This window comes from Clostridium tyrobutyricum (assembly GCF_019144085.1).
In the GTDB taxonomy this organism is placed as follows: domain Bacteria; phylum Bacillota; class Clostridia; order Clostridiales; family Clostridiaceae; genus Clostridium_B; species Clostridium_B tyrobutyricum_A.
On the sequence record NZ_JAHHUY010000001.1, the window covers coordinates 94,931 to 121,021 of the forward strand.

The window sequence follows — 26,091 nt, forward strand, 5'->3', positions numbered from 1 at the left end:
AGTTATATGTTCTATAGTATAAGTGAGGCGATAATGTTGCAGATTAACAGATTATTTGAAATCATATACATTCTTCTTAATAAAAAAATAGTAACAGCAGGTAAACTAGCAGAGTATTTTGAAGTATCAGTAAGAACAATATATCGAGATATTGATATACTTTCTTCAGCTGGGATACCGATTTACACAAACCAGGGAAAGGGTGGTGGTATAGCTCTATTAGATAATTATGTACTCAATAAATCTATTCTTTCAGAAAAAGAGCAAAATGAGATATTGTTCGCTCTGCAAAGTCTAAGTTTAACACCAAATCCAGGAAAAAATAAAATACTTTCAAAGTTAAGCAGCTTATTTAATAAAAACATAGTTAACTGGATTGAAGTAGACCCTTCACCCTGGGGCAGCAATAAAGATCAAATATATAAATTTACTACTCTAAAAAATGCCATACTTAACTATTTGATAATTGAATTTGAATATATAAACAACTCTGGTAGAAAAAGCACCCGAAAGGTTGAACCGGTAAAGCTTCTTTTCAAAGCAAATACATGGTATCTCTATGGATTTTGTTTGTATAGAAATGAATACAGAACATTTAAAATTTCACGTATGTCAAATATTAAAGTAACTGATTATCATTTCACCAGAAGATTGGAGAGAATCAAAAAAAATCATCAAAAAAGTTCTCAAAAAATGATTGATATGAAGTTGAAAATATCTTCCAATAGTGCTTATAGAGTATATGATGAGTTTAGTGAGGAAAAAATTATTAAAAATCAAGACGGTTCCTTTACCATAGATGCTTCTTTCCCTGAAAGTAAATGGTTGATTGGATATCTGCTGTCATTTGGAGATGATATTGATATAATTGAACCTCAACAGCTGCGTAATATTATTCAATATAAAGCAAAGAAAATTTTTAATAAATATCATTAATAACCAATTATAACTTGACGTAATGTCGTCAAGTTATATTCTATATAATTAAAATATGCTCAGAAATTCTTGTATTATTAAAGCCGAGCATAATAAATATTCAGAGGAGAATTATTATGAAAAATAAATTTCAATTGCCAGATGTAATTAAGACACATTTCCAGACCGCGAATACGGATGATCCTGTTACATTTATCTCAACCTTCAGTGATGATGCTATTGTTATTGACGCAGGAAATAAATATCATGGAAAATCTGCAATAAAAAAATGGAGTGAACAAACATATTTTGAAGATCACCTGAGACTCAAAATTACCAATATAGTAAAGGATATTAAAGGAATTGTAGTTACGGCTATAGCAACTGGAGATTTTGATAAAACAGGACTACCTGATCCATTATTTCTAGATTTCCACTTTTTCATAATAGAATCTAAAATAGGCCTTTTGCATATTGTAATATCTTCCAACTGCAAAGGTATAATATTGCCAACACCAATTGCTACATATTATCATGCATGTGATATTTATGATGTATCATTACTTGAAGAATGTTTTAAAGAAGATGCTGTTTTACATGATGAAGATACTGACTATCATGGACCTATAGAAATTAGTAATCATATTTTAAATGCCAATAGAGATGCAAATGTAACTCTTGAGATAACTGATTGTACAAATCAAAACAACGTTATTGTAGTTGCAGCTATACTCTCTGGTAACTTTGAAGGAAGTCCACTTCCTATGGATTTTCATTTTTCTCTTGATGGAGGAAAAATAAAATCTCTCAAGATTATACTTCATACTGGAGACAAATAATAGATGAATAAAAATATATTTATACAAGTTAATCATGACAAGTGTACACAATGTGGACTTTGTGTAGGAGTTTGTCGTGGAACCCTTGGCATGGGAAAATATGGTCCCTTAGTTGTTGATGATTTTTGTATTGCCTGTGGACACTGTGTAGCTGTTTGTCCAAATGGTGCATTGGATAACAGTAGAGCTCCTCTCAAGAATCAGGTTCTACTTGAAAAATCACTAATACCTGATGTTGAGACAACAACCCAATTTCTTAGAGCACGGCGTTCAATTCGCTCTTATAGGAAAAAACGTATATCACATGAAACCATTCGAAAACTTCTTGATATAGCTCGTTTTGCACCTACTGCCTGTAATTCACAAGGAGTATCTTACCATGTTGTAGATGATCCTGATACTTTAAAAAATATTACAGCTGTAATTGCAGACTGGGCAGAAAAAAGCCTTAAAGATGGAGCCTTAAAGAATTCTCCCTGGTCTAAAAACACAGTGAATACCATACGTCAATATAAGGGAAATGGTAAAGATACTATTCTTAGAAATGCACCTTGTCTGATTATTGCTTTGGCAGATAAAGAAATGTCCTCTCTTGGCCGGGACAATACGCATTTTGCACTTACCTATGCTCAACTTTATGCGCCTTCTCTAGGATTAGGTACTTGTTGGTCTGGATTGTTTGAATACTGTGCCCAATCAAATTATCAACCTCTACTTAAGCTTTTAAAAATCCCTAAGAGCAAAAATATTACCGGTGCAATTATTGCAGGATATCCTCTTTACATTTTTAGGCGGCTAGTTGACAGAAATACATTACAAATTTCATGGCAATAATATATTAAATAGATATTAAATAATATTTACTATTAAATTATATGCTAATTTAAATCCGTATATTAACATTACAAATCCACAGACTAAGTTTATAATTTTTAAAATCTTGGCGTTAAATCTACTTTTATTAATAGAAACTATAAGTGATATTGAACTAAACCAGGTAAAAGAAGCAAGCGAAGTGCCTATTATAAAAAAGTTTGAAAAATCTTTAAAATAGATTCATCATCTATTTTTGTTTCACCTATTTTATCCGTAGTTGTTCTAATTAGAGATATGCTTATGTAAATCACACATATACTTCCTAAAAGCATTATTATATTTTTTAAAATTTGAAATTTTTCTAAAATAAATCCAATACCAAAGAAACATGCTAGTGCAAGTGAAATATCAAAAAATATTGTTATAATAGCTGTTTTAAACACAGCAGACTTATTTTTTAATATTGCAGTATTAATTACATATAAATTTTGTAATCCTATAGGAGCTACATAAGCTAGTCCAAATAAAAATCCCTGTAAAAAATATTTAACTTGCAACAGTCAAATTCTCCTTTTAGATAGTACCTTACAAAAAAGTACATACTTGTTATTGATTGCATATTAGTATATCATGGAGACAACGAAATCTTAAGGAGGATAACACTATGAAAAAAGAAATTGAAGTATTTAATTATGCCAAGGAGATTATGGAAGCGGTCAAAACGGGAGTTTTGTTGACCACAAAGGTAGATGACAAAGTAAACTCTATGACTATTTCCTGGGGCACACTTGGAATTGAATGGTCAAAACCGATTTTTACAGTTTTTGTTAGAGAAAATCGTTTTACAAAACATCAGCTTGAAGAAAATCCTGAATTTACAATAAACATACCACATGGAGATTTTGATAAAAAAATATTGGGGATTTGTGGAACAAAATCCGGTCGTGAAGTTGATAAAATCAAAACACTTAACTTGACACTTGAAGAACCTACTAGTATTTCTGTTCCTGCTATTAAAGAACTTCCCTTAACACTTGAGTGCAGGGTTGTATACAAACAAAAACAAGATAAGAATGAAATTACAGAAGAAAACAAAACTATATTTTACCCACAGAATGTTGACAGCTTATTTCATGGTTCAAACAAAGATTTTCATACTGCTTATTATGGAGAAATTGTTAGTGCTTATATCATCGAATAGTATATCTTGGAGTTTTTCTAGTTCACAAACTAAATCTTAAATTAAAATAATTAGTTATCAAGACACTATTAATGTTTAACTGGTATTTTAAAAATATTTCTCCAGCTACAAAAAAAGTATATAACTATAAATATAAATGGGAAAGCATATCTTCCTTGTCCCTCTGTCATAAAATACATTGATGTAAACATATAAAAGGTCACAAGTGCATATAAACTAAATCTATCTATTTCATTTTCTTTTCTCCTTAAAAGCATTTCTAGCACTTTTATACTAAATAATATAATCGCAATTATTCCGGGCACAAATATTATATTTCTCACTATGTTTGTATAAATCAAAAGCATACTTTGAATAGCACTACCAATCCCTGCCCGATTGTAGGTAAAAAGTATGTCATCCCCTACAAAATACGTATTGAAAAGCCTTTTGAAGCCTAAAATCAAAAATTGTTTTGGATGATTTTTTATCCATTTTTTAGCTGCAGCTGAAAGCATCTTGTTTTTCTGGGTCATATTAGCTTCTTTATATTTGTCAGTTGAAACTATGGAATTTTCAACATCTGCTGCTGCCATCCACCTTCCCTTTGTATTTTGAGAATTATTGTTTATATACAAAACTATGCCATTGTTATTGGACACATAAGTAAATTGTCCCACAAGCTTGGTATTTCTATATACCATTGGAGCTGTAACAACACACGTAAGGATGAGAACTATCATGGAATTTACCATTGGCTTCAACAACTTTTTATCAATAATTATTTCTACTAAAAATATAACAAAGAAAAATACAATAAAAAATGGTTTTATCATATTTTCAACCCCTGCCAAAATACCTATAAAAACATATTTAAATTTGTTATTCGAAAAGTATATGTTTGTAATTAAAAGCAGCAGCATAGTAAAGAGGATTTCAACTCCAATAATACTGTTGTAAAAAATATTTGCAGGGAAAAATACAAAAATTATAAAAATCATTTTCTTACCGGTTTCGCTTATATTAATTTTTTTTATTAAATTGTACATTAATAAATAGCCTATAGCAGTGAGAATTAAATTGAATATTTCTCCTACGATAATGCCCTTTCCAAAAATACTAAATATAAATCCCAGTATAATGGAATAACCTACACTCGTATATGTATCGCCAAAACTTCCACCTTCTGAGATCTTTTTTGCCAAATCATAATAATAATCAAAATCTGAATAAGGCACAGTTTTAACAAATACAACCCATAAAACACACAATGCCAATGCTGTTAACATTGAAATCAAGTAAAATCTATTGTCCTTTTTTAATATTCTCAAAGTTATCCCCCTAACCAAAATATCTCTATATTATTATTTAATATAAAGATTTGTATAAACATAATTTTTAAATTCGCCACTTTTGTGAACAATAAGAAAGTTACTTGTAGAAGCAGATACTTTATTAGGTAAAAAAGATGTAGAATTCAAAAACACTACAAATATCAAAGAAAAGATAATAGATAGATTTATAAATATTTTTTTCTTCTTCATGTTTATTTCCCTCATATTGATTACCTTGCGGATAATCAGCTATATCAGCGTACATTTCAATATTATAACCTGCTGCAATTTCATAATCCTTGCAATTAGGCAGCCATTCTGAGAAGATTTTTCTGTTCACATCTTGCAGAGATTTCGGCATTGCAGCCTTACAAGCAAAAACAGCCCACGTATGTTTAAGAATAATCTTTGTAAGAAAACCATTAGGTGTTTTTATGGATGGATCATAATTGTCTGCAATCAAATATTCAAACTCATCATACAAATTTATCTTTTCCTGTTTGATAATGCTCTGTCCAAAACTGTGGAATTTCTGTAGCTGCATTATCATATTTAAACACCTTTGATATGCCCATGACAGTAAACGAATCTTTCTTAATAATTTTGTAATCCATAATATAACCGCCTTCCAATGAAAATTTGATTTTCAGAGGAGCAAACGATTTAATCATTGCTCCATCTTTTCGAACAGAAGTGGGTGTGACACCGTGAAATCGAGTAAAGGCTCTTGTGAAACTATCCGGTGAGGTGTATCCATATTTCAGTGCAATGTCAATGATTTTTTCATCAATAGAAACAAGCTCCCTGCCGGAAAGGGTAAGCCTCCGTTGTCTGATGTACTCTCCCACTGTAAAACCACAAAGCATTGCAAAGCCTTTTTGGAAATAGAACGGAGACATAAGTGCTTTTTTTGCAATATTTTTCATTGTGATTTCTTCAGTGATATTCTCTTCAATATAGTTGATAGCTTCACCGATTCCTTCAATCCATCCCATAATCATCATCCCCATATCTGTAAATATATCTTATTTCTTTTCAAGTGGTTATTCCCGACTTTCTGTGTTATATTTTGTCTTGTCTAAAAAGGTTATTAAATTATCTATGCATTAAATTGGAATTCATGTATCATTGGTAATTTGCTGCGATAATTTCCTTGAGCGTGACTTCTGGATTTCTCCATCTCTTCGCACTTTTCTCGCTTTTCTTGTGGATGGCTTTATGTGGGCAGTTGTGAATGCAAGCATAACAACTCATACAGTTTGTGCCAAACTGTGGGATGCCGTCTCTGACGCTTATATTTCCGTAAGGACAAACCTTGACACAAGTGGCACAGCCGGTACATGAGTCATCGACAAGGAATTTTTGTGCTGCAAGTCCTTTATCCTGTGAAGCCACAAGACCTTTACATATTGCAGTTATCATTTTTCCCATAAATCCCGGATTTTTGATATATGTTTTTCTATTCTTAATATCCTCGATGGTTAAAATAATATTCTCATCAATCCTTTTCGATGGAATTTTTTTGATTTCCTTTTCAATATCAAAGTTATCGATAAAATTATCTACCATTAAAATACTATTCAAATATGAAAAACTATATCCTGCAGCTTTTGCCAACTTATCAAATTCAAGCATTTCACTTCCGTCTCCGCCTTTACCCATAGCATTTCCGTAAGTGGCAACGGCAAACAAATAGTCTGCCTTCAGCTTTGCCTTCGCCATAAAATCTCTTACAATCTTTGGCGGATAGCAACAATAGGTTGGAAATACAAGTCCTATCACATCATCCTCAAATTTATATTGATCATTCTTAACTGCTTGAGGAATGGAGATAAGTTCTCCACCGATTTTCTTTGCAACTGTAAGGCTGTTGCCTGTTGCTGAAAAATATAACGTTATCATTCTGATACCTCCTCTAAAATCTCATTCCTTGTAAGATATGGCTCGCAGGCATGAATGCAAAAATCCCAGATTTTCTGTTCGCCTTCTTCAGATAACCATTTTTTATTTATGTTCTTTTCTTTACACTTCCCGTAAAATTTTCCCGTTACGCCTTCGGCATTCTCAGAAGTAGCCATATAAATACTAGTCTTGGCTCCATACTTAGCAGACCGCATAAAAGGAAGCCACAAAATTGATATAATTAACATAAGAGGATGCTTCTTCATTGACACCCTTGCTAATGAAGTAATAGCAGACCCCGGTTCAACAGTATTGACTGTTACATTATTAATTCCTTTTTCTTTAAGTCGTGTTGCAAACTGGCGCATAATCCACCACACATATAACTTTGAAAGTCCATAGGATTTGAAAAGTGAGTAATTTCGTTCCAACTCGATATCATCATAAATCGGTTTCCCGCCTTGACGATATGACTCACTTGCTACGGTAACAATTCTTGCTGATTTGCTTTTCATAAGAAGTGGAAGTAACAAATTTGTAAGCAAGAATGGATACAAAGTATTTATTGCAAGCGTTTTTTCATGTCCTTCAGCTGTTACTTCTCGTGTGCCTCCAAACTGTCCTCCAGCGTTATTTACAAGAACATCAATGTGGTCATAGTGCTCAATGATTTTATTGGCAAACTTTTTTACTTCCGACATTAAAGAAAGGTCAGCTGTGTACATGTCTATGTCTTTATTTCCATTTTCGTTTATAATTGTTTCATAAACCTTTTTTGTCTTTTCAGGATTTCTACCGTGGATTATAATCTTATGTCCCTGCTTTGCAAGAGCCAATGCTGTCTCTTTACCAATGCCGCTTGATGCACCTGTAATAAGTATGATTTTCTTTTTCATTGTCTTCACCTCACATAATTGGCTGCTGTGCAACCAACTTCCATAATTGTTTATCAGAATCTTCTAAAGATTTGAGCAGCACATCTGTATTTGACTTGTTCTCCGGTGCAGTAAGATACAATTCTGTATTATACAGTCGAATACGATGACATTCACCAACTTTCTCAAAAATCCATGCTTGTGATGTTTTTCCGCTTAATGGCTGCTGCCACAGCTTGACTCCATCAGCAGGATTTCCAGAAGCTTCAAAGCCTTTTTCTGTATAAAGATTTTTCAGCATATATGAGTCATCCTCTCGTTCAACCATTTGCCAAGTCATGCATTCCCAGTTGTGATGCGGATAAATGATAATTCTTGTTTCATCCAAAACGCCTGCGTTATAAACACGAATATCCATATTCGTTTCAACATTTTGAATCGCAAATGTTTTCCCGCGCATTTTCTTTTTCTGCGTATCGTGAAGCATTCGCATACCAAGTACCAGAAGGACAAGAGTTTCTATCACGATTAATATTATAATACATATCATTATTTAATCCTCCTTGTACATTGAATTTTTCAAAAGTTTCAAGTATCTCAGCATTTCATCAAAAACCAGTTTCGGCTCCATTTCCAACGAAAGTTGAGTAATGCAACCAGTTGAAAGCCAATTAAAAATATTTTGAACTGTTGTCTTATCAAAACCTTCTTTGAACTTGTTCCAGTCTACCTTGTCATATAGTGTGTTTGTGTTAAACTCACAGACTTCGTTAGCCACTTCGAGAATGCCCTCGACCTCTGAAAAATCCTTGCGTTGTGATTGAAGAACCAGGAAATCAAATAAATTAGGATAGTCATTGCTTGCTGCTGCAAGACTTTTCACATACATTTCAGCACACTCAAAATAGTCATCTGTTCCTTTCGTGATTCTACCTGCTACCTCTTTTCCGGCAAAATCATATAAGAACAAATACATATCTGTTTTGTTTCCAAAATATTGAAAAAGAGAAGCCTTAGATATTCCCGCAGCATTTGCAATATCTGCAACCGAGGTTTTGTTATAACCGTTTTGCCCAAAGCATAGAAAACCTGCATTGATGACCATCTTTTGTTTATCTGTGGATATTTTATTAAAATTGGTTAAGTCTAATTTCATGCTCTCGTCGCCTCCTACAATAACCGATATGGTTATTGTAATACTAATAACCATATCGGTCAATAGCAAAAAAAGAAATAAATTAGGACTGAAAAGATGAACGCCTTTCAGCCCTAATTTATAGCTATCCTCCATTTATGACTGCAAATTGTGAGGTTCTCTCCAATAAATTCACGGCAGATTCTGATTTGTCGTTATTTTAATTATTTCTACAAATTACTATTTGTCCTAATATTTTTATAATATTGGTACACAAATTTCACAGTAATGTTTATCTATCATCCGCATTGCATAGCGTTCAACAATAGATCTTCTATCATCAATTTCATAATTCCTTTTTGATAACTGTTGAAATATCTCCATCCATGCTTTTTGCACAGCAGCTGCCATATGACTTATTTTAAATACGCAGTATTTTCCACCAATGGTTTCTCCAAAATTAATGTATTTATTGTCATTCTTAAATTCATCTAAAATAACTAAACATACATCATAACGACAATCTTTAGATTCTGTGAATTGAGGATTATCTTGGGTTATTCCTAATATGATTGAACTTTCATTTAATAAGTTCTTTTCTCTAGCCCAATTTTTTAATTGTTCCATTATCTGTACATTCTCTGAACCATAAGGTCCTGTTCTCCGTATATAAGCAACTTTATATGATGGTATCATTTCAATATTAGTATTCATAACTTACCTTCTTTTTAAATATAGTACATCGATGCCTGAATTCATCATATAATGATTTAAAATGTATTTCAACTTATTTTTTTAAATGGCTAAATTCTAACATTGTGAATCAAATCAACTTTAATTTATAATTGTAATTCATGCCATTTTGATATTGGGATAACTGATTTTGGGGTTTCAGAATGCTCTCCAATAATTTTCTCCATCCAAATCATATCATACCAACTTCCAAACTTATATCCGCATTTTGTAAAATGTCCAATTTTTTTATATCCTAAATGCTCATGAAAATACATACTTGTATTAGTCAGATATGCATTCTCAGTAGATGTATATGCTATACATGCATTCAAGTTAAGGATATTTTGTCTCTTTAATATTTCCTCCAAAGCTAAATACAATTTTTTTCCTATACCTTTACCTCGACAATTCTGCCTCAAATATATAGTAGTTTCAACAGCCCAATCATATGCAACTCGCTTGTTAAATGACGAAGCATATGCATAACCAATAATTCGATTACTGTCTATAGCTACTATGTAGGGATACTGTTTTGATATATTAATAATTCTATCAGTAAATTCTTCAACAGATGGAACATCATATTCAAAAGAGATTGCAGTATTATTCACATAAGGTACATATATATCCAAAATTTCTTTTACATCTGCCTTAGTTGCCATACGTATTGTAATATTTGTCATTATTTTACCTTCTTTTAAAAAATATTTGATTTGCATAAGTCTAATTCTCCTTATAAAAATTAAATTATTGTAATTCCATTAATTTTAATATAACATATAAGTTGAGTTCATTTAATAAAATGATGCAAGTAATGCATCTATATTTATTGATTTAGGACTAAAAAATTCAAGAAGGGATGTTAAACAATATGGAAGAAACTAAAATATACATTAAAAGTATTTTAGAAAAAATCAATAATAGAGATCCTTATCAACCAGAGTTTAAAGAAGCTGTTCAAAACTTTTTAAATACTATGGAGCCCGTTTTAGACAAGCATCCGGAGTATATTCATGAGAATATATTGGAACGTATTATAGAACCCGAACGTGCAATTCAATTTCGAGTGCCATGGATTGATGATAAAGGTCAATATCAGATAAATAGAGGTTTTAGAGTACAATTCAATTCAGCTATCGGCCCATATAAAGGGGGGCTTAGATTCCATCCAACAGTAAACCTTAGTATTATTAAGTTTTTGGGATTTGAGCAAATATTCAAAAATAGCTTAACTGGACTTCCAATTGGTGGAGGTAAAGGTGGAAGCGATTTCAACCCCAAAGGTAAATCAGATAATGAAATTATGAGATTTTGTCAAAGTTTTATGACAGAATTATCAAAGTATATTGGCCCGGATTTAGATGTACCTGCTGGTGACATTGGTGTAGGAGGCCGAGAAATAGGTTATATGTACGGACAATACAAACGTTTAAAAGGCTATCAGGCAGGTGTATTGACTGGTAAGGGAATAAGCTACGGCGGTTCTTTAATTCGTCCGGAAGCTACAGGATTTGGTTTGATATATTATACAGAAGAAATGCTAAATACCTTAAATGACTCTTTTAAAAATAAAAAAGTTGTAATTTCAGGATCGGGAAATGTAGCTATTTATGCTGTTGAAAAGGTTCATGAATTAGGAGGAACTGTATTAGCTGTTTCAGATTCAAATGGATACATAGTTGATACAAATGGTATTGATCTTTCCGTTGTAAAACAAATTAAAGAGGTTGAACGAGGGAGAATAAAAGAGTATGCTGAGCGAGTTAAAGGTGCAAAATATCATGAAGGCTCCGTTTGGAACCTGGATTTAAAATATGATATAGCTCTACCTTGTGCAACACAAAATGAAATTGGTGAAAAAGAAGCTCGTAAAATCACTGACAATGGTGTTAAATTAGTAGCCGAAGGAGCAAACATGCCAAGTACTCCAGAAGCTATTCAAATCTATAAACAAAATAATCTGTTATATGGTCCTGCAAAAGCTGCCAATGCCGGTGGTGTTGCAGTTTCTGCATTAGAAATGAGCCAGAATAGCATGAGATTAAGCTGGTCATCTAAAGAAGTAGATGATAAATTAAAAGAAATCATGCAGAATATATTCAAGAAATCCGCTGAAACAGCACATACATATGGACTTGGCAATGACTATTTAAGTGGAGCAAACATAGCAGGATTTATCAAGGTAGCAGAAGCAATGAGATCACAAGGGCTTGTATAGTCTTAATGTATAAATCTTTATAGCTTCAAAAATAATATAGAATAACATGGGTTTGTGTAAATGAAAAGAAATCCCCAAAGCACCATCAAAAGTGCTTTGGGGGTTCTTTGTCCATTTTAAAAATCAAATTCAAATCTTCTATATTTAATAGCCCCAACTTCTAGTAAAAATGACTTCATTCTTTTCTCCTATCTATTAAATATTGATATCAATAAATTCTGATTTAATGTTATATTCATTTTCCATTCTCCCTTTTTAATTCATGATATCTTATTAATCAACAAACCGTATAGTTACCCAGACACTGCCCAGTATTAATACTGTTCCCAAAAAGAATCCCCAGGAAATACCCTCACCGAGAACCAGCCAGCTTAATAAAGTACCTACTATGGGTTGAAAGAGGAAAAATAGACCCGAACTACCAGCATTCATTAACTGGAGTCCCTTATTCCACATCACGAAACCAACAGCAGTAGAGACAATACCTAGATAAAGCAAACTCAATATTATTTTCGAATCAGTAAAATGAATATTATTAAATACAGAAAAATTATTTATTACAAATGGCGTTAAACAAACAATAGCAACAAAAGTAGCATAGATTGTAATTTGAAGCGAGTCATATTTTCCAGATACTTTTTTTATGAGTACTGACATTAATGCCCAGGTTAATGCGGCAACAACTAACGACAATACTCCTAGTAGACCATGATTACCTGTTATGTGAATACCAACAATCATAATTACACCTAAGGTAGCCATAATAATCGAAATTATTTTTACCGAGGTAATTCTTTCTTTTAATAATAACCAGGCAAAAATAATCATAAAAGTTGGAGTTGCTGATGTAATAACTGCACCCAACTGGGCAGAAGACAGCCAGGTTCCAGTTTCTTGTGTGACAATAGAGATTGTATTTCCAATTAATCCAATTAGAAAAATTAAAAATAAATCTTGTCGTGCAATACGCCACTTTATCCCTCTTATCAATCCAAAAATAACTAAAAAAAACAGTGCAATTAGATAACGCAGCCAAACTAACTCAACTGGCGGTATATACTCAACAACAACTTTAACAACTACAAACATTCCACCCCAGATACTGGCAGATATACTAAGAAAAATAGCACCTAAAATTTTATTTGAATTCATTTAATTTCCCTCCGCTTTAAAATTTCAATATAGGTTGAAATTATCAGCGGAAACTATCCGCTGATTAACGGATTACAGGAACATCACATTCATTTAATGGTGAATAAATCATAGCGACACCTCCAGACACTAAAAAAATTTTTATCATTATAAAATATAAAAAACATAAATGCCATCCATAATTTAAGATATACTAACTATTCCACCTAATATATAATGATTAGGATAGTTGCTCCTTATAAGTTAACCAATTGTTATTTTTACGAGTACTAAAGATATCCTTTAACTTATAAAGTTTACATTTTCTCTTTTTCTGTCATCTGTTTACATCTCCTTTTATATCCAACTCTTTCTCAAACATCCCATGCTGAAGATAAGTATCTGTACTCTCAGCATATATAAAGTCAGGAATATATTCTTCAGGAACTGTTCCGATACAAGCATTTCGTATTTTACCACTTCTAATTCATTTAACAAGTTTTCTGTAAAAGTAATTATGAATGATAAGAATAGTATTGTACACTCTTTTAGTAAATCCCTCAGATAAATTTACTATTTATCTACGAATATTAATATTTCCAATCATATAAGGCACAGCTTTTCCACTTATTTTTACCCTATCTCCAGCTAGTTTACAATATAATGTTCCTCCACGTGATGACAATTGTCTGGCTACCATTACATCTTTGTTTAGTCTCTGCGACCAAAATGGTATTAAATTACTATGTGCCGAACCTGTTACTGGATCTTCATTTACACCAAGTTTTGGATAAAAGCAGCGAGATACAAAATCCACATCAGTACCTCTGGCTGTAACAATAACTCCCAATCCATCTTTCAGTTTTATCATCTTAGAAAAGTTTGGAGTTAATTCTCTGAGTTGTTGTTCTGTTTCCAGCACCACAAACAAGTCTCTGGATAAATATGCTGCAATAGGGGTAATACCAATAGCCTCTGAAATTATTGCATGTGATAATTCTATCTTTTCTGGTTCTCTCAATGGAAAATCCATTTCATATAAATCACCATTTCGTTTAACTTTAAGTATTCCACTTGCAGTATTAAATGTCATGTTTTCAATTCCCATGTCAACATAATTAGAAATAACATAAGAAGTCCCCAAAGTAGCATGTCCGCATAAATCTACTTCAGCCTTTGGAGTAAACCATCTTAAATTATAACTACTTCCGTTTTTTACTACAAAAGCCGTTTCTGATAAATTGTTTTCTGCTGCAATTTTTTGCATTGTATTATCATCTATCGGATCGTCTAAAACACATACACCTGCTGGATTTCCTTTGAATACCTCATCAGCAAAAGCGTCAACGACATAATATTTCATACTTTACCTCCCCTTCAGATAAGATTCATTATATAAAAATTATATCTATAATTATCAATTTTGTCTTTATTGTTTAACCGCCAAACAATAATTCACATTATCAAAAGCTGTTATTGGATATTCTGGATTTGCTTGATTATATTTTTTGAAATACTGGTCTGTTATTTCATCAAGTATCAAATGTTCATAAATCAAGAAATTATTATCATCCAATAGCTTTTCCAATTCACCATAAGAATAGCTTGCAAGCATTTTTTCACTTGCAGCAGCAAAAATCAAATACTGTTTTGCACCATGTCTTGAATTCAAAATACTGTAAATAAATAATTAAATTATTTATTGTGCCTTTTCAAAATTTATAGTTTACTGCTCCTATCTTGTCTTAACATGTAATCTATTAGAAACATTAGCTTTACCTTGGGAAGAAATAAACAAACTCATCAGTATAAGTGCACCTCCAAAATACTCCTGAATGCCGAGTACCTCATGTAAAAATAAAGAAGCAAAAACAGATGAGAATATTGGTTCCAACGCAAATGTAAAGCTGGTACTTTCCGGGGTAGTATATTTTTGTGCTATAGGTTGTACTACAAAACCATAGGCACTACATATTACAGCAAGACCTAAAACTGCTATCCATCCATTTTGGGTATTCGGTAATTTGGGACTTTCAAAAATAAATGAAAATAGAATTCCAAATAATGAGGCAAATCCCAACTGAAAAACTCCCAATTGCAATGTATTTTCTGATTTAACAAAATGCTTTGTTGTTATAATATATATTGCGTTGAACACTGCACCCAGTAAACATAATACTGATCCAAAATCCATCTCAAATCCATTTTTCAAAGTTAGAAATCCTATACCTGCAAGTACTACACAAATACCCAGTATTGTTTTTATTTGAGGCAATTTGTGATTTATAAAGACCTGCATTAAAGGTACAAATACTACTGTAGTACCTACCAGGAAACCTGCTGAGGAAGCTGTTGTTGTTTTAAGTCCCAGCAAAATACTTGTAAATATACAAAACAATATAAGTCCTATTATTGCACTATGGACAATTATTTTAATATTTACATCTTTAACTCTTTTAAAAAGAAGAACGAATGTTACGAAAAATGCAAGTCCAAATCTGAGTGCAATTAAATTGAAAGGACCTATGTCCCCAAGTCCCATTTTCATAAGCAAATAGGAAGTTCCCCATGCCATAGAAACAGTTAGAAGTAATAGATTTGCTCTTTTCTGTGTCATAATATTAACCTCATATTTTATAAATTATAATGCTTGTCTTTTCTATAAATCTATTATATAATCACGTATTATATAAGTAAAACAAACTTTTGTTATATTTAACATTAGATTTTCTAATGCACGAAAGGGCTGACAAACATGCGTATTTCAAGATATGAGGTTCTTATGAAGGTTATTGAATTGGGGAATTTAACAAAAGCTGCCGGATATTTTAACTATACACAATCTGCTGTAAGTCAGATAATTAGCTCTTTAGAAAAAGAACTTGGTATATCGCTTCTAAACAGGACTCATTCAGGAGTCTGGCTAACTGCAGAAGGCGAACAGTTACTTCCCTATCTTAGAAATATCAGTAACAGCCATCATAAACTTTCTGAGAAGATTTTTGAACTTTTGAACATGAAAACGGGGCTAATCAGAATTGGTACTTTTTCAAGCGTGTCCTGCCATTGGCTGCCACCTCTTATAAAAGAATTTAAAATTATATACCCAAATATCAAATTTGAATTACTACAGGGCGATTATAATGAAATAGAAACGTGGATAGCAAATGGCGTTGTTGATTTTGGTTCTACATGTCCGCCTCATAAAAAGAACTTTAAAACAATTTTTCTCAAAAATGATAAATTGAAAGTGGTAATTCCAAAGAATCATAAATATGCCCATGAAAAATTTTTTCCAATTCAGGCACTTGCCAGCGAACCTTTTATTTTACTGGAAACAGGCAACAGTAATATTATTTTACACATTTTTGAAGACAACAACATAACTCCCAACATCCATTATATTGCCAAAGACGACTATACTATAATGTCCATGGTTGAAAATGGCCTTGGGATAAGTATATTATCTGAACTCGTCCTTACAAGAAGCCCTTATGAAATATTAGCCAAGGAAACCAATCCAACTTTCTATCGTACAATGGAAATTGCTTTAAAATGCAAGGAAAAGCCATCTCTTGCCGTTAAATATTTTATTGATTATATTGTCAATAGATTACAGGAAAGAACTATATAGATGGAAAATATTTTATTCAAACATGAAAACAATTTTTCCATCTTTATCAATTATCAATGCAGCATCAAATTTTTTGCCTGCCCTGCTCTTGAATCCTTTTATAAGATTGGTTTTTTTATCTTTTACAAGTTTTTTGGCCATTGATTCAGTTATGTTTTTTCCTGCTATACACTTACCTATAAAGAACTTGCAGCCCTCTTTCCACCTGCTGCATCCATATCCTGATTTATTGGAGGTAATTTCTCCTTCTCCACATATCGGGCATTTCCCCAAGCTTCTATTTTCCAGGCTAAAATCAAAAACAACTTTTCCTTCTTTAATAACAAGCACTGAATCAAAACTTTTTCCAGCTCTGTTTTTAAAACCTTTTATAATATTGGTTTTCCCATTCTTTATAAGCTTTTTTGCTGTAGACTCACTTATGGTTTTTCCCGCTATGGTTTTGGCTATAAAAAATTTACAGTCTTCCTTCCATCTGCTGCAGCCATATCCTGTTTTTCCAACTATTATCTTCCCTTTATTACATACTGGACAAACGCCAAGGCTTTTGAATTTTTTATTATTTTTTTGACTATATATCCTATCGATTTGAATACTACTTCCATTGGCAATTATATTATTCAATTCATCTTTAACTTCATCTACTATATTATTGATTTCTATATTGCCCTTATATACATTTTTAAGTTGCTTTCCAAACTCAACGGTTTTTTCCTTATCCAGATTAATTTTCAGCTTTTCAAGAGCCTCTATTAATTTTATGCCTTTTTCCTCACATTCCAAATGTGATTTAATTTCTTTTATGTACTCATAGCGTTTGGCATTTTTTATAATTCCCGACCTTGTTGCAACAGTACCTATCTCACAACCCTCTAATATCATTTTATATTCTTCATCATCATTACTATTTTCTAGTTCTTCAACTTCTTTTTTTTTGAAAGGATTTTTAAGAAAATTATTGAGTTCAGATTCAGTAACATTTTTAGGCCTTTGAGTTTGTTTTTCATCTACAGAAAGTTTAGTATTTAATTTCTCACCTTCTATAAATTCAGGAAGTTCATTATCTTTTTTAATTTTCTCATACTTTAAAAATCCCTGCTGCTTTATAACATTACCTTTAAGCTCTATGGACTCATCATCTATTTTAATAAGTACCCTGGTTTCTTCGATTATCGTTTCCTCATTTAAAAAATTGCTTATAAATCTATTCTTTATTGAATTATAGACCTTCCTTTCGCCTTCACTTAAATGCCCCTCATCAGGAATTTTAATTGTAGGAGTAATTGCACTATGGCTTTCAACCTTGCTGCTGTTGAATATGGATTTCTTATCTTTAAAACCTATATCCACATTAAATTTTTCTTTTACCGCTGCAATTACCTGCTTTATTTTTCCCTTTTCCGTATCTGCAAGATATTCAGTATTGGTTCTTGGATAAGTCGTATATCCGCCTTCATATAATTTTTGCAAATGCTTCAAAGTATCATCCAGTGCCATTTTATACTGTCTGAACATTTTATTTTGGATAGTATCAAGGGAAAATAATTTAGGAGGCTGCCTTTTAACTGTTCTCTTTTTAACTTTACTAACTACAGCTTTTTTATCCTTTAAACTATTTAACAGGGCATCTGCCTTGTTCCTTTCATCTGCTGAAAAATGCCTGTCTTTTAGTTTTGCCTTTATCTGTAAGTTGTTTTTGTTTATAATTGCACCTATTTCAAAATAAGTTTCCGACTTGAAATTCTCTATTGCTTTGTCTCTATCATAGACAAACTTTACTATAGGTATAAGGACACGCCCTACGGGTAAAAAAGACTGACACTTTATACTAAGATACCTTGTTAAATTTATCCCATATGTCCAATCCAGATAAGTCCTTGCAAGACCTTCATTATATAAATTTTTATACTCTCCATCATCTTTTAAATTTCTCAATTCACTGCATATAGTTTGAGTTGTCTGTTCAGGCAGCCATAATCTCTTTACAGGCTTTTTTATATTTTCCTGATGAAAAATTCTAGTAATTATATTGTTTATAATTACTTCCCCCTCGCGATCAGCATCACCACAATTTACAATCTCGGATATATCATTTCTTTTAATCAAGGATCTTATAATTTCATACTGTTTTCTTACTCCACCATCATCTCTAAGCTTGAATCTAAAGCTTTCCGGGATGAAAGGCAGTTCCTCTAAACTCCATCTTGTTTTTTCTCTATTAAAATAATCATCTACATCGAAAAGCTGCAATAAATGTCCAAATGCAAAAGTTATAATATAATATCTGTTTTCAAAGTATCCGTCATGTTTATTCATATTGCCAATACTCTTGACAACATTCATTGCCAGGCTTGGTTTTTCTGCTATTATCAATTTCATTTTGATTCCTTTCTAAATCCGTACTAACGTATAACTGTGCATTATTTAGTTTACATCTATTGCTGCACTGTCTACAATAGTTTTCTATAAAAATTATGTTTAAAACAAAAAGGTAACTGCGTCAATAATTATCCACAATTACCTATAATATCCATTGAAAATACTAGGTTATACTAATAAAATTTTATTTTTCATGAGCAAATATAACATGAGATGGATCTGGCTTTATATTTAATTTTTTACAAGCTTCTTCATATTGTTTCTTTGCAGATTCTGGTGCATTTGAATAAGTATACTCTTTAAAACCTGTAATTACTATTGATTTAGTGTTGTCTTCTGTAGAATCTTTAATATTAAACATATTTTTATATTTTTGCGGCATATCTTTTGTTTTACCTGAATATACAATTCTTACATTATTTTGCGTATTAGTTTTTACAGTTTTATTAATTGATGTATTGGTTCTATCTACAGAACTAGAACTGTTTTTAGCAAAAGCATTTACACTAATTACTGAACTTATCGTTAATATCACAGCCAGAGCACCTATAGTTACACCTTTTTTTCGTTTTTTTAAATTCAGCATATTTTCCAGTCTCCCTCTTAATATATTTTTCTTACTATTGAATCCCATAGTAAGATTATTTTGAAATGCATTATTTTTATTAAGTCTTAGAGAATTAATGAGAGTCAATGCGTATAATTTTCTCTCTTTTATGTCTGATTTCTTTAATATTGCTTCATCACATGATAATTCACAATTATTATTTATTAATCTGCATAATATATAAGCTAATGGATTAAACCAGTGCATTATTGTAACTACTAACAATATAATTTTATATAGCATATCATGTCTTTTAAAATGCATTAGTTCATGTTTTAAGATATATTTTATTTCTTCAGCATTATAATTAACTTCTGGAAGCAGTATATAAGAATGTATTATTCCTATACCTAGTGGTGTGGAAATTCCCCTGCAGAACTTTAATGAAACCTTTTTTCGTATATTCATTTCTACTAATAAGTTTGAATACATATGAGTTATGATATCATCAGAGATATCGTACATAAAATGCTTGATTTTTTTATTAAAACTAATGTAAGATATGATATAATACACTGTGAATGTTATTGAAACAATAAACCATAGATAAAATAATATCTCAAAATAATTTATTGTATTGTTACTATTGACAGATACCACATTAACGCTGCTTTTTACTACCATATTATAATTTAACCAGTTAGTATTATCAGTTATTAATTTAACATCAAAAAAGTATCCAAAAAATTTATATACTTCTTGAGATAAGTAAATTGGAATTTTAAAAGGTACAATCATTCTTATTACTACAGTCAACCATATATAGTAACAAAATGCATGAGTATATCTTTTAAATAAAGTTTTTTGCAAAAATACAATGACAATAATACCCAAACTTCCTACTAAAGATGCATGTAATAACTCTTTTATAAAAATTTCCAACATAGATATCACCTGTTTTTAATCCACTTGTCCAGTTCATCTAGATCATCATCGCTAATATCATCATTATCATGAAGTGTTGTAATAAAACTTTTTAATGAATTTCCATGAACCTTTTGGAAAAAATCTTTTGTTTCAAATCCTAAGTATTCACCTTCTGTTACAATTGGCGTGTAATAGGTAATCCTTTTTTCCCTCTTTGCATCTATAAATTTTTTCTTTGTCAGGCGTGAAAGTAATGTTAGAACAGTTGTAATTTTCCACCCTTTTCTATCTTCCATAATTTTAACTATTTCCTTAGAAGATACTGGAATTTGGCTTGACCATATAGCCTTCATAATTTCCAGTTCTGATTCAGGGATTTTTATAATTGACAATAATAACACCTCCTGTAATTACATTCTACAAGTGTAGAATGTAATTGTCAATAAACTTATTTAATTTCTTTATTTATTATTTTTTTTATTAGATTTTTTACTTTTTCCTCAATTATTTTAGCTGTTTTAATAAATTCCTCGTCGCTTTTTCCTGTAGGATCTTCAAGTCCCCAATCTTCTTCATATTTGGATGGCAAGAATGGACATGCAGCATTACATCCCATTTTTACTACTATATCAATTTCAGGTAAATCATTAATAAGCTTAACATGTTGAACTGCATTTATGTCAATACTGTATACTTTCTTAATCGTTCTAACTGCATCTTTATTTATTTCAAATTTAGTTTCAGTACCAGCTGAATACGAATCAAAGACATCTTTTCCATATAGTCTTCCTATTGCTTCAGCCATCTGTGATCTGCACGAATTATGGACACATATAAAAGCCACTTTTGGTTTCATTTTGTTCCTCCTGTATTAAATTCTAATATTACTTTTATACTGATATTTCATGATTGATATAGATTCCATTGGAAGTTTCTATTTCTTTAATGCAAAATACCTCTTTTCCCAATGCAATGATACATTTACGAGTCCTATCATTACAGGTACTTCAATCAAAGGACCTATCACTGCTGTAAAAGCTTCTTTTGACTCTATACCAAATACAGCAACAGCAACAGCTATAGCAAGCTCAAAATTATTACTTGCAGCAGTAAATGAAAGTGTAGCTGTTTTCTTATAATCTATCTTTGATCTATAGCTTATAAAAAATGAAACTGAAAACATAACTGCAAAATAGATTACAAGTGGTATGGCAATTCTAACTACGTCTAAAGGCAATTCTATAATATACTTTCCTTTGAAAGTAAACATTACAACAATAGTAAACAATAATGCTATCAAAGCCAGTGGACTTATTTTAGGAATAAATTTTTTTGTATACCATTCTGTACCCATTTTGGGTTCCAATAGCAATCTGGTTAGTATTCCAAGTGCAAACGGAATGCCAAGGTAAACTACAACAGATGAAGCTATTTTTCCCATTGAAATATCTACACTATAACCTGTAAGTCCAAACCAGGTTGGAAGTACAGTTATAAATATATAGGCATATATAGAATAGAATATAACCTGGAATATAGAGTTGAACGCTACAAGTGCAGCTGCATATTCCGTATCACCATCTGCAAGACTATTCCATATAATAACCATAGCAATGCACCTAGCAAGACCAATAAGAATAAGACCTGTCATGTATGCTGGGTATGCATGTAAAAATAATACTGCAAGTACAAACATTAATATAGGCCCTATAACCCAGTTTTGAATAAGTGATAGGGATAATACCCTTGGAGATTTAAATACTTTTCCAAGTTCTTTGTAGTTTACTTTAGCAAGTGGTGGATACATCATTAAAATAAGCCCAACAGCTATAGGTATAGATGTAGTGCCTGCAGATAGATTAGCCAAGACTTGGGATATTTCTGGTACTCCCCATCCTAATAAAATCCCTGCAAACATGGCAGTGAATATCCATAATGTTAAATAACGATCAAGTACTGATAATTTATTTTTCATATATACTTCCCCCATATTTTTAATTCAATTATATTAATTTATTTTATATTTCACACTGATTACTATTTTTACAAATACAATCTTCTGTATCCGTTATGATATTCATTAAAAATAGTGCTATTTTATTCGTGTTATTTTTATCCAATGAATAATAGCTCCATAATCCATCTTTTCTGCATTTAACAATTTTACAATCCATTAATACTTTCATGTGATGAGATAGGGTAGGCTGTGTAAAATCAAAGTCTTCTAGTAAATCACAGGCACATTTCTCTCCACAGGATAATATATCAATAATTTTTAGCCTACTTTGATCAGATAATGATTTAAATATTTTTGCATATAACTCGTAATCTAATTTCATAAAATCGCCCCTTATACATAGATAATCATCTATATATAATATAGATGATTATCTATGTAATATCAATACAATTATATAAATAAATATATTAATAGACTATTATATTTATAATAGTCTATATATTGTAATCTTATTTGTTAATTACATTTAAAATTTATAGATTTAATGATTCCACAAAACTATACTTTTCTTGAACTCAAACAGTATCTTAAATTAATATTATATTTTCATAATCTACTTTTTAATTATAATCATAATTTAGAATAAAAATACAAGTTATGATATTCTTTTTATATAGAGTATATTATATTAAGTTGTATAACTTAAAAAATAAATCATAACACAAATTATATATGAATTGCAGGTATAAAAAATTGATGGAGTATTGAAAGGATTTGATATATTGATTAAAAATAAAAAGTATATTCTATTTGTAACAATATTCATTTTTACATTTGTTTTTACTTCATGTAATAAAAACACTCAAAATAGCAATATAGATAGAAATGAGATATATACCATTGTAAAAGAAGCTTTTTTAACTCAAAGTGGATATTCAAATGAAATATCCAAACATATGTCAGAAGCTGTTTTTAATAATATAAATGTATATAAGGTATATTCATTAAATGATAAGCAATATAAAAAGCCTGTTAAAATCAATCTTGATTTAAAACAAAAATCTCAAGAAACTAAAAATGGTACAACTTATGAAAATATGATTTATTCAATCACTATAAAAGACTCACAGAATAAAACGATAAGCGGTTCTTGGGATGTTCCTGTTAAATTTACTATACAGGCAGCCAATGATACTTGGTATATTACTAATAAAGAGGAACCAGCCTAACTTAAAATAAAATTTCTAAACGTAAATTTTAAACATCAAACAATAGACTTGCCAGATGCTTTACATGTTTTTCTCCAAGTTCAAGTCCTTTAACACAATAGTGGCAGTATGCAACAACTTTATCCGTAGTGATTTTTTTACAGTGTTCCCGCATCAATTGTATCTGCTGTTCTTTTGTATGTGAAATAAACTTTCCATCTGCATTCTCTACAAATCTCCTAGGGGCTAATTTCAAATTTCTCCCTGGGGCAGGTTTATACAAAGATATGCCACAAAACTTGGTCTTTTCATAATTTTCTTCTTGTTCTACAATATCTATGTTCATTTTCTTTAATAATGAACGTACAGCTTTTTGTTCTGAAAAATTATCATAAGAACGCCAACAATCCTGTACTGTCATCTTCTCATGCAAGTAGTCGGGAAAAGGATACTCTGGGTCACTTAAAATAAGCTCCCATAGTGAAACCCTTTTTATTTCAGGCATTGTTTCCTGAAAAATAGCAGAACAATTGTGGCATACATATACCATTTTATTATCTGGAGTAAAACTTTTAAAATCGGGAGTGTCTCTCCAGCGCTGTTGCAGCCACTCTGGCATTTGAACTGTAAATTCATTAAGCTTGTACTTTGGAACACAACATCTTATTATCTGCATGCGAAATCGTTTTTTTAAATAATTTTGAATTTTTACACTTAAAGCTGGATTTTCTCTAGTAAAAACACAGCTTGCTACATATATATAATTTTTAAAATCAGTCATTTATGATCCCTCCATTTTTTATAATTGACTCCATATAACATTATATACCTTTGCGTGCTATATGATATAATATAAAAAATAGATATCTGATATCAATATTAAAGATATCAAGCATTAATACTCATACTTCACTTACAAATATACAAGTAGTATTTGTTTATAGAAAATTCAACTATATGCCGGAATCTTTATCAAAATTCATAAATATGTTTTGATACAATAGTCGATTTTTTTCTAAAAAAATGCCATGGCTTTTAATGTAGCCATAAATTCAAATGAGATAAAATTTTATCCATTGCATCCTATATTATTATGTTTAGATTTGCATTTCTAATTGCATCTATAATAATATATTCCATTTCCATTGGAGTTTTTTCTGCACCCTCCTTTATCCATTTTAAAAGTACATTCCAAAGCCCTCCCGAGCTAAAATATAGAGCATACTCCAGGTGATCTCTATTCTCGAACAAATCGAGATGGCCCTTAAAATGCCTATATATAAATGGCAAGTGCTCATTAAATTTCTGAAGAATAAGGTACAACAAATTGCTTTTATCCAACGCTGATAAAAAATCTATATGATCCTTCCAGAATTCAAAGTATATGTGAACAATGTTTTTATAGGATAGATCATGTTCATTGCTAAAGTATAAAATATATTCTTCACATATATATTGCATCTTCAATGATAAAACTTCATCTTTTGAATTAAAATTACGATAGAATGTCCTTCTGGAAAGCATTGCCTTATCGGATATCTCCTTAATAGTTATTTTATTATATTGTTTCTCATGCATTATTTCCAAAAGTGCATCCATCAACCATTTCTTAGATTTTTCTGCTATTGGATTTTTCTTTTTATTTTTCATAACTACCCTCCCGACAAGATGTCACAAATAGCCTTTAAATGTAGCGTTTAAGCCGTTTCTATTGACATAACAATTTGTAATTATTATACTCTATATTATGAAGTGACACAAGTGTGTCATATTGAAAGGAGAGATTCTATGTATAATATAAAAACAATCATATGGTTACTGCCTATATTATTTATGATTCATGACTTTGAAGAAATTATAATGGCTGAAGCATGGAGTAAAAGATTTAAAAAGGAGTTGAAGGAAGACACTTTTATGATGAAAAAGAAACCCTTTGGTTTAAATGATACAGGCTATTGGAGTACTGCAGCATTTTCAATTGGAGTGGAAATTATATTTGTGATTCTTTCAGTTGCTTCTATATTATCATGTACTTTTAACAGCTATTTTATTTGGTATGGATTTTTGTTCGCTTTTACATTTCATTTAATCTTTGCACATTTTTATTTATGCATACAATTCAAACACTATGTTCCCGGTGTAGTAACTTCTGCATTATTCTTGCCCGTATGTATTTACATAATGTATATTTCTAAATCACTTTTAAAATATGATTTATCCAAAGTGCTTCTCTCGTGTATTGCAGGAATTATATTTGGTATTATCATACTAATCTCAATGCATGATGGTATAAAAAACTTCAGTAAACTATTAAAGAGGTATTCCCTTGAATAATAGTATAAACAAAAATTTGGAC

27 protein-coding genes and 2 pseudogenes are annotated in these 26,091 nt (G+C 31.0%); 8 read left to right on the plus strand and 21 right to left on the minus strand.

Annotated elements, in window-relative coordinates:
- Positions 1 to 33: 33 nt before the first annotated feature.
- From KM800_RS00480 to KM800_RS00490, 3 genes are all read left to right on the plus strand, one after another.
- Positions 34 to 936, plus strand: a complete 903-nt coding sequence (locus KM800_RS00480; protein WP_330655441.1) for a YafY family protein — start codon at positions 34 to 36, stop codon at positions 934 to 936.
- A 116-nt stretch (positions 937 to 1,052) separates the two neighbouring features.
- The gene (locus KM800_RS00485) at positions 1,053 to 1,754 is read left to right on the plus strand and encodes a nuclear transport factor 2 family protein (RefSeq protein WP_217811316.1); all 702 of its coding nucleotides are present in this window, start codon (positions 1,053 to 1,055) and stop codon (positions 1,752 to 1,754) included.
- Positions 1,755 to 1,757: 3 nt separating this feature from the next.
- Positions 1,758 to 2,588 (plus strand): nitroreductase family protein, encoded by an 831-nt coding sequence (locus KM800_RS00490; protein ID WP_217811317.1) that lies wholly within the window; start codon positions 1,758 to 1,760, stop codon positions 2,586 to 2,588.
- A 15-nt stretch (positions 2,589 to 2,603) separates the two neighbouring features.
- On the opposite strand, the pseudogene KM800_RS00495 reads toward KM800_RS00490, so the two are convergent.
- Positions 2,604 to 3,127 (minus strand): annotated as a pseudogene (locus KM800_RS00495) (LysE/ArgO family amino acid transporter).
- 107 nt (positions 3,128 to 3,234) lie between these two features.
- On the opposite strand from KM800_RS00495, the gene KM800_RS00500 reads away from it, so the two are divergent.
- The gene (locus KM800_RS00500) at positions 3,235 to 3,771 is read left to right on the plus strand and encodes a flavin reductase family protein (protein WP_217811318.1); all 537 of its coding nucleotides are present in this window, start codon (positions 3,235 to 3,237) and stop codon (positions 3,769 to 3,771) included.
- A 68-nt stretch (positions 3,772 to 3,839) separates the two neighbouring features.
- Here KM800_RS00500 and KM800_RS00505 read toward each other — a convergent pair whose 3' ends face one another.
- The 8 genes and pseudogenes from KM800_RS00505 to KM800_RS00540 all read right to left on the minus strand — a co-directional run bounded on the left by KM800_RS00505 (position 3,840) and on the right by KM800_RS00540 (position 10,450).
- The gene (locus KM800_RS00505) at positions 3,840 to 5,081 is read right to left on the minus strand and encodes a hypothetical protein (protein ID WP_254906418.1); all 1,242 of its coding nucleotides are present in this window, start codon (positions 5,079 to 5,081) and stop codon (positions 3,840 to 3,842) included.
- A 124-nt stretch (positions 5,082 to 5,205) separates the two neighbouring features.
- Positions 5,206 to 6,079 (minus strand): annotated as a pseudogene (locus tag KM800_RS00510) (AraC family transcriptional regulator).
- Between the two features lie 130 nt (positions 6,080 to 6,209).
- Positions 6,210 to 6,986 carry an EFR1 family ferrodoxin gene (locus KM800_RS00515; RefSeq protein ID WP_217811319.1) on the minus strand — a complete coding sequence of 259 codons (777 nt, stop codon included), beginning with the start codon at positions 6,984 to 6,986 and terminating at the stop codon, positions 6,210 to 6,212.
- Positions 6,983 to 7,915 carry an SDR family NAD(P)-dependent oxidoreductase gene (locus tag KM800_RS00520; RefSeq protein WP_217811320.1) on the minus strand — a complete coding sequence of 311 codons (933 nt, stop codon included), beginning with the start codon at positions 7,913 to 7,915 and terminating at the stop codon, positions 6,983 to 6,985. Before KM800_RS00520 ends, KM800_RS00515 begins: the two co-directional genes overlap by 4 nt.
- Positions 7,893 to 8,411 carry an RICIN domain-containing protein gene (locus KM800_RS00525; RefSeq protein WP_217811321.1) on the minus strand — a complete coding sequence of 173 codons (519 nt, stop codon included), beginning with the start codon at positions 8,409 to 8,411 and terminating at the stop codon, positions 7,893 to 7,895. The genes KM800_RS00520 and KM800_RS00525 overlap by 23 nt, the downstream gene beginning before the upstream one ends.
- Positions 8,412 to 8,414: 3 nt before the next feature.
- Positions 8,415 to 9,071: a TetR/AcrR family transcriptional regulator gene (locus KM800_RS00530; protein WP_217811322.1), complete on the minus strand. Its 657-nt coding sequence runs from the start codon at positions 9,069 to 9,071 to the stop codon at positions 8,415 to 8,417.
- Between the two features lie 183 nt (positions 9,072 to 9,254).
- The gene (locus KM800_RS00535) at positions 9,255 to 9,710 is read right to left on the minus strand and encodes an AraC family transcriptional regulator (RefSeq protein ID WP_217811323.1); all 456 of its coding nucleotides are present in this window, start codon (positions 9,708 to 9,710) and stop codon (positions 9,255 to 9,257) included.
- Between the two features lie 125 nt (positions 9,711 to 9,835).
- The gene (locus KM800_RS00540; protein ID WP_217811324.1) at positions 9,836 to 10,450 is read right to left on the minus strand and encodes a GNAT family N-acetyltransferase; all 615 of its coding nucleotides are present in this window, start codon (positions 10,448 to 10,450) and stop codon (positions 9,836 to 9,838) included.
- Positions 10,451 to 10,602: 152 nt separating this feature from the next.
- Here KM800_RS00540 and gdhA point away from each other — a divergent pair, with 152 nt between their 5' ends.
- Entirely contained in the window at positions 10,603 to 11,949 is a 1,347-nt protein-coding gene (gene gdhA / locus KM800_RS00545; protein WP_217811325.1) for an NADP-specific glutamate dehydrogenase, read from the plus strand.
- A gap of 273 nt (positions 11,950 to 12,222) precedes the next feature.
- Here the strand turns inward: gdhA and KM800_RS00550 are convergent, their stop codons facing one another.
- From KM800_RS00550 to KM800_RS00565, 4 genes are all read right to left on the minus strand, one after another.
- Complete coding sequence (locus KM800_RS00550) at positions 12,223 to 13,101, minus strand: DMT family transporter (protein ID WP_217811326.1); 879 nt, start codon at positions 13,099 to 13,101, stop codon at positions 12,223 to 12,225.
- Positions 13,102 to 13,657: 556 nt separating this feature from the next.
- Positions 13,658 to 14,443, minus strand: coding sequence for a PhzF family phenazine biosynthesis protein (locus KM800_RS00555; protein ID WP_217811327.1), 786 nt, complete (start codon positions 14,441 to 14,443; stop codon positions 13,658 to 13,660).
- A gap of 66 nt (positions 14,444 to 14,509) precedes the next feature.
- The gene (locus KM800_RS00560) at positions 14,510 to 14,722 is read right to left on the minus strand and encodes a hypothetical protein (RefSeq protein WP_217811328.1); all 213 of its coding nucleotides are present in this window, start codon (positions 14,720 to 14,722) and stop codon (positions 14,510 to 14,512) included.
- Positions 14,723 to 14,815: 93 nt separating this feature from the next.
- A complete protein-coding gene (locus tag KM800_RS00565; protein ID WP_217811329.1) occupies positions 14,816 to 15,697 on the minus strand; it encodes a DMT family transporter in 882 nt (293 codons plus the stop codon).
- 138 nt (positions 15,698 to 15,835) lie between these two features.
- On the opposite strand from KM800_RS00565, the gene KM800_RS00570 reads away from it, so the two are divergent.
- Positions 15,836 to 16,714, plus strand: coding sequence for a LysR family transcriptional regulator (locus KM800_RS00570; protein ID WP_254906419.1), 879 nt, complete (start codon positions 15,836 to 15,838; stop codon positions 16,712 to 16,714).
- 12 nt (positions 16,715 to 16,726) lie between these two features.
- Here KM800_RS00570 and KM800_RS00575 read toward each other — a convergent pair whose 3' ends face one another.
- The 6 genes from KM800_RS00575 to KM800_RS00600 all read right to left on the minus strand — a co-directional run bounded on the left by KM800_RS00575 (position 16,727) and on the right by KM800_RS00600 (position 22,906).
- The gene (locus KM800_RS00575; protein ID WP_217811331.1) at positions 16,727 to 19,093 is read right to left on the minus strand and encodes a type IA DNA topoisomerase; all 2,367 of its coding nucleotides are present in this window, start codon (positions 19,091 to 19,093) and stop codon (positions 16,727 to 16,729) included.
- Positions 19,094 to 19,277: 184 nt separating this feature from the next.
- Positions 19,278 to 20,585 carry a M56 family metallopeptidase gene (locus KM800_RS00580; protein WP_217811332.1) on the minus strand — a complete coding sequence of 436 codons (1,308 nt, stop codon included), beginning with the start codon at positions 20,583 to 20,585 and terminating at the stop codon, positions 19,278 to 19,280.
- 5 nt (positions 20,586 to 20,590) lie between these two features.
- Positions 20,591 to 20,959, minus strand: a complete 369-nt coding sequence (locus KM800_RS00585; protein WP_039652907.1) for a BlaI/MecI/CopY family transcriptional regulator — start codon at positions 20,957 to 20,959, stop codon at positions 20,591 to 20,593.
- Positions 20,960 to 21,015: 56 nt separating this feature from the next.
- The gene (locus KM800_RS00590) at positions 21,016 to 21,423 is read right to left on the minus strand and encodes an arsenate reductase ArsC (RefSeq protein WP_217811333.1); all 408 of its coding nucleotides are present in this window, start codon (positions 21,421 to 21,423) and stop codon (positions 21,016 to 21,018) included.
- Between the two features lie 78 nt (positions 21,424 to 21,501).
- On the minus strand, positions 21,502 to 22,542 hold the full coding sequence (arsB, locus tag KM800_RS00595; protein ID WP_217811334.1) for an ACR3 family arsenite efflux transporter: 1,041 nt from the start codon (positions 22,540 to 22,542) through the stop codon (positions 21,502 to 21,504).
- A gap of 43 nt (positions 22,543 to 22,585) precedes the next feature.
- Positions 22,586 to 22,906, minus strand: coding sequence for an ArsR/SmtB family transcription factor (locus KM800_RS00600; RefSeq protein ID WP_217811335.1), 321 nt, complete (start codon positions 22,904 to 22,906; stop codon positions 22,586 to 22,588).
- 385 nt (positions 22,907 to 23,291) lie between these two features.
- On the opposite strand from KM800_RS00600, the gene KM800_RS00605 reads away from it, so the two are divergent.
- Positions 23,292 to 23,756 carry a hypothetical protein gene (locus KM800_RS00605; protein ID WP_217811336.1) on the plus strand — a complete coding sequence of 155 codons (465 nt, stop codon included), beginning with the start codon at positions 23,292 to 23,294 and terminating at the stop codon, positions 23,754 to 23,756.
- 28 nt (positions 23,757 to 23,784) lie between these two features.
- Here the strand turns inward: KM800_RS00605 and KM800_RS00610 are convergent, their stop codons facing one another.
- Positions 23,785 to 24,516, minus strand: a complete 732-nt coding sequence (locus KM800_RS00610; protein WP_017752925.1) for a hypothetical protein — start codon at positions 24,514 to 24,516, stop codon at positions 23,785 to 23,787.
- A 302-nt stretch (positions 24,517 to 24,818) separates the two neighbouring features.
- Complete coding sequence (locus tag KM800_RS00615; RefSeq protein WP_217811337.1) at positions 24,819 to 25,385, minus strand: TetR/AcrR family transcriptional regulator; 567 nt, start codon at positions 25,383 to 25,385, stop codon at positions 24,819 to 24,821.
- Between the two features lie 138 nt (positions 25,386 to 25,523).
- Between KM800_RS00615 and KM800_RS00620 the strand changes: the two genes are divergently transcribed.
- Positions 25,524 to 26,069 carry an HXXEE domain-containing protein gene (locus KM800_RS00620; protein ID WP_217811338.1) on the plus strand — a complete coding sequence of 182 codons (546 nt, stop codon included), beginning with the start codon at positions 25,524 to 25,526 and terminating at the stop codon, positions 26,067 to 26,069.
- Positions 26,070 to 26,091: the final 22 nt, after the last annotated feature.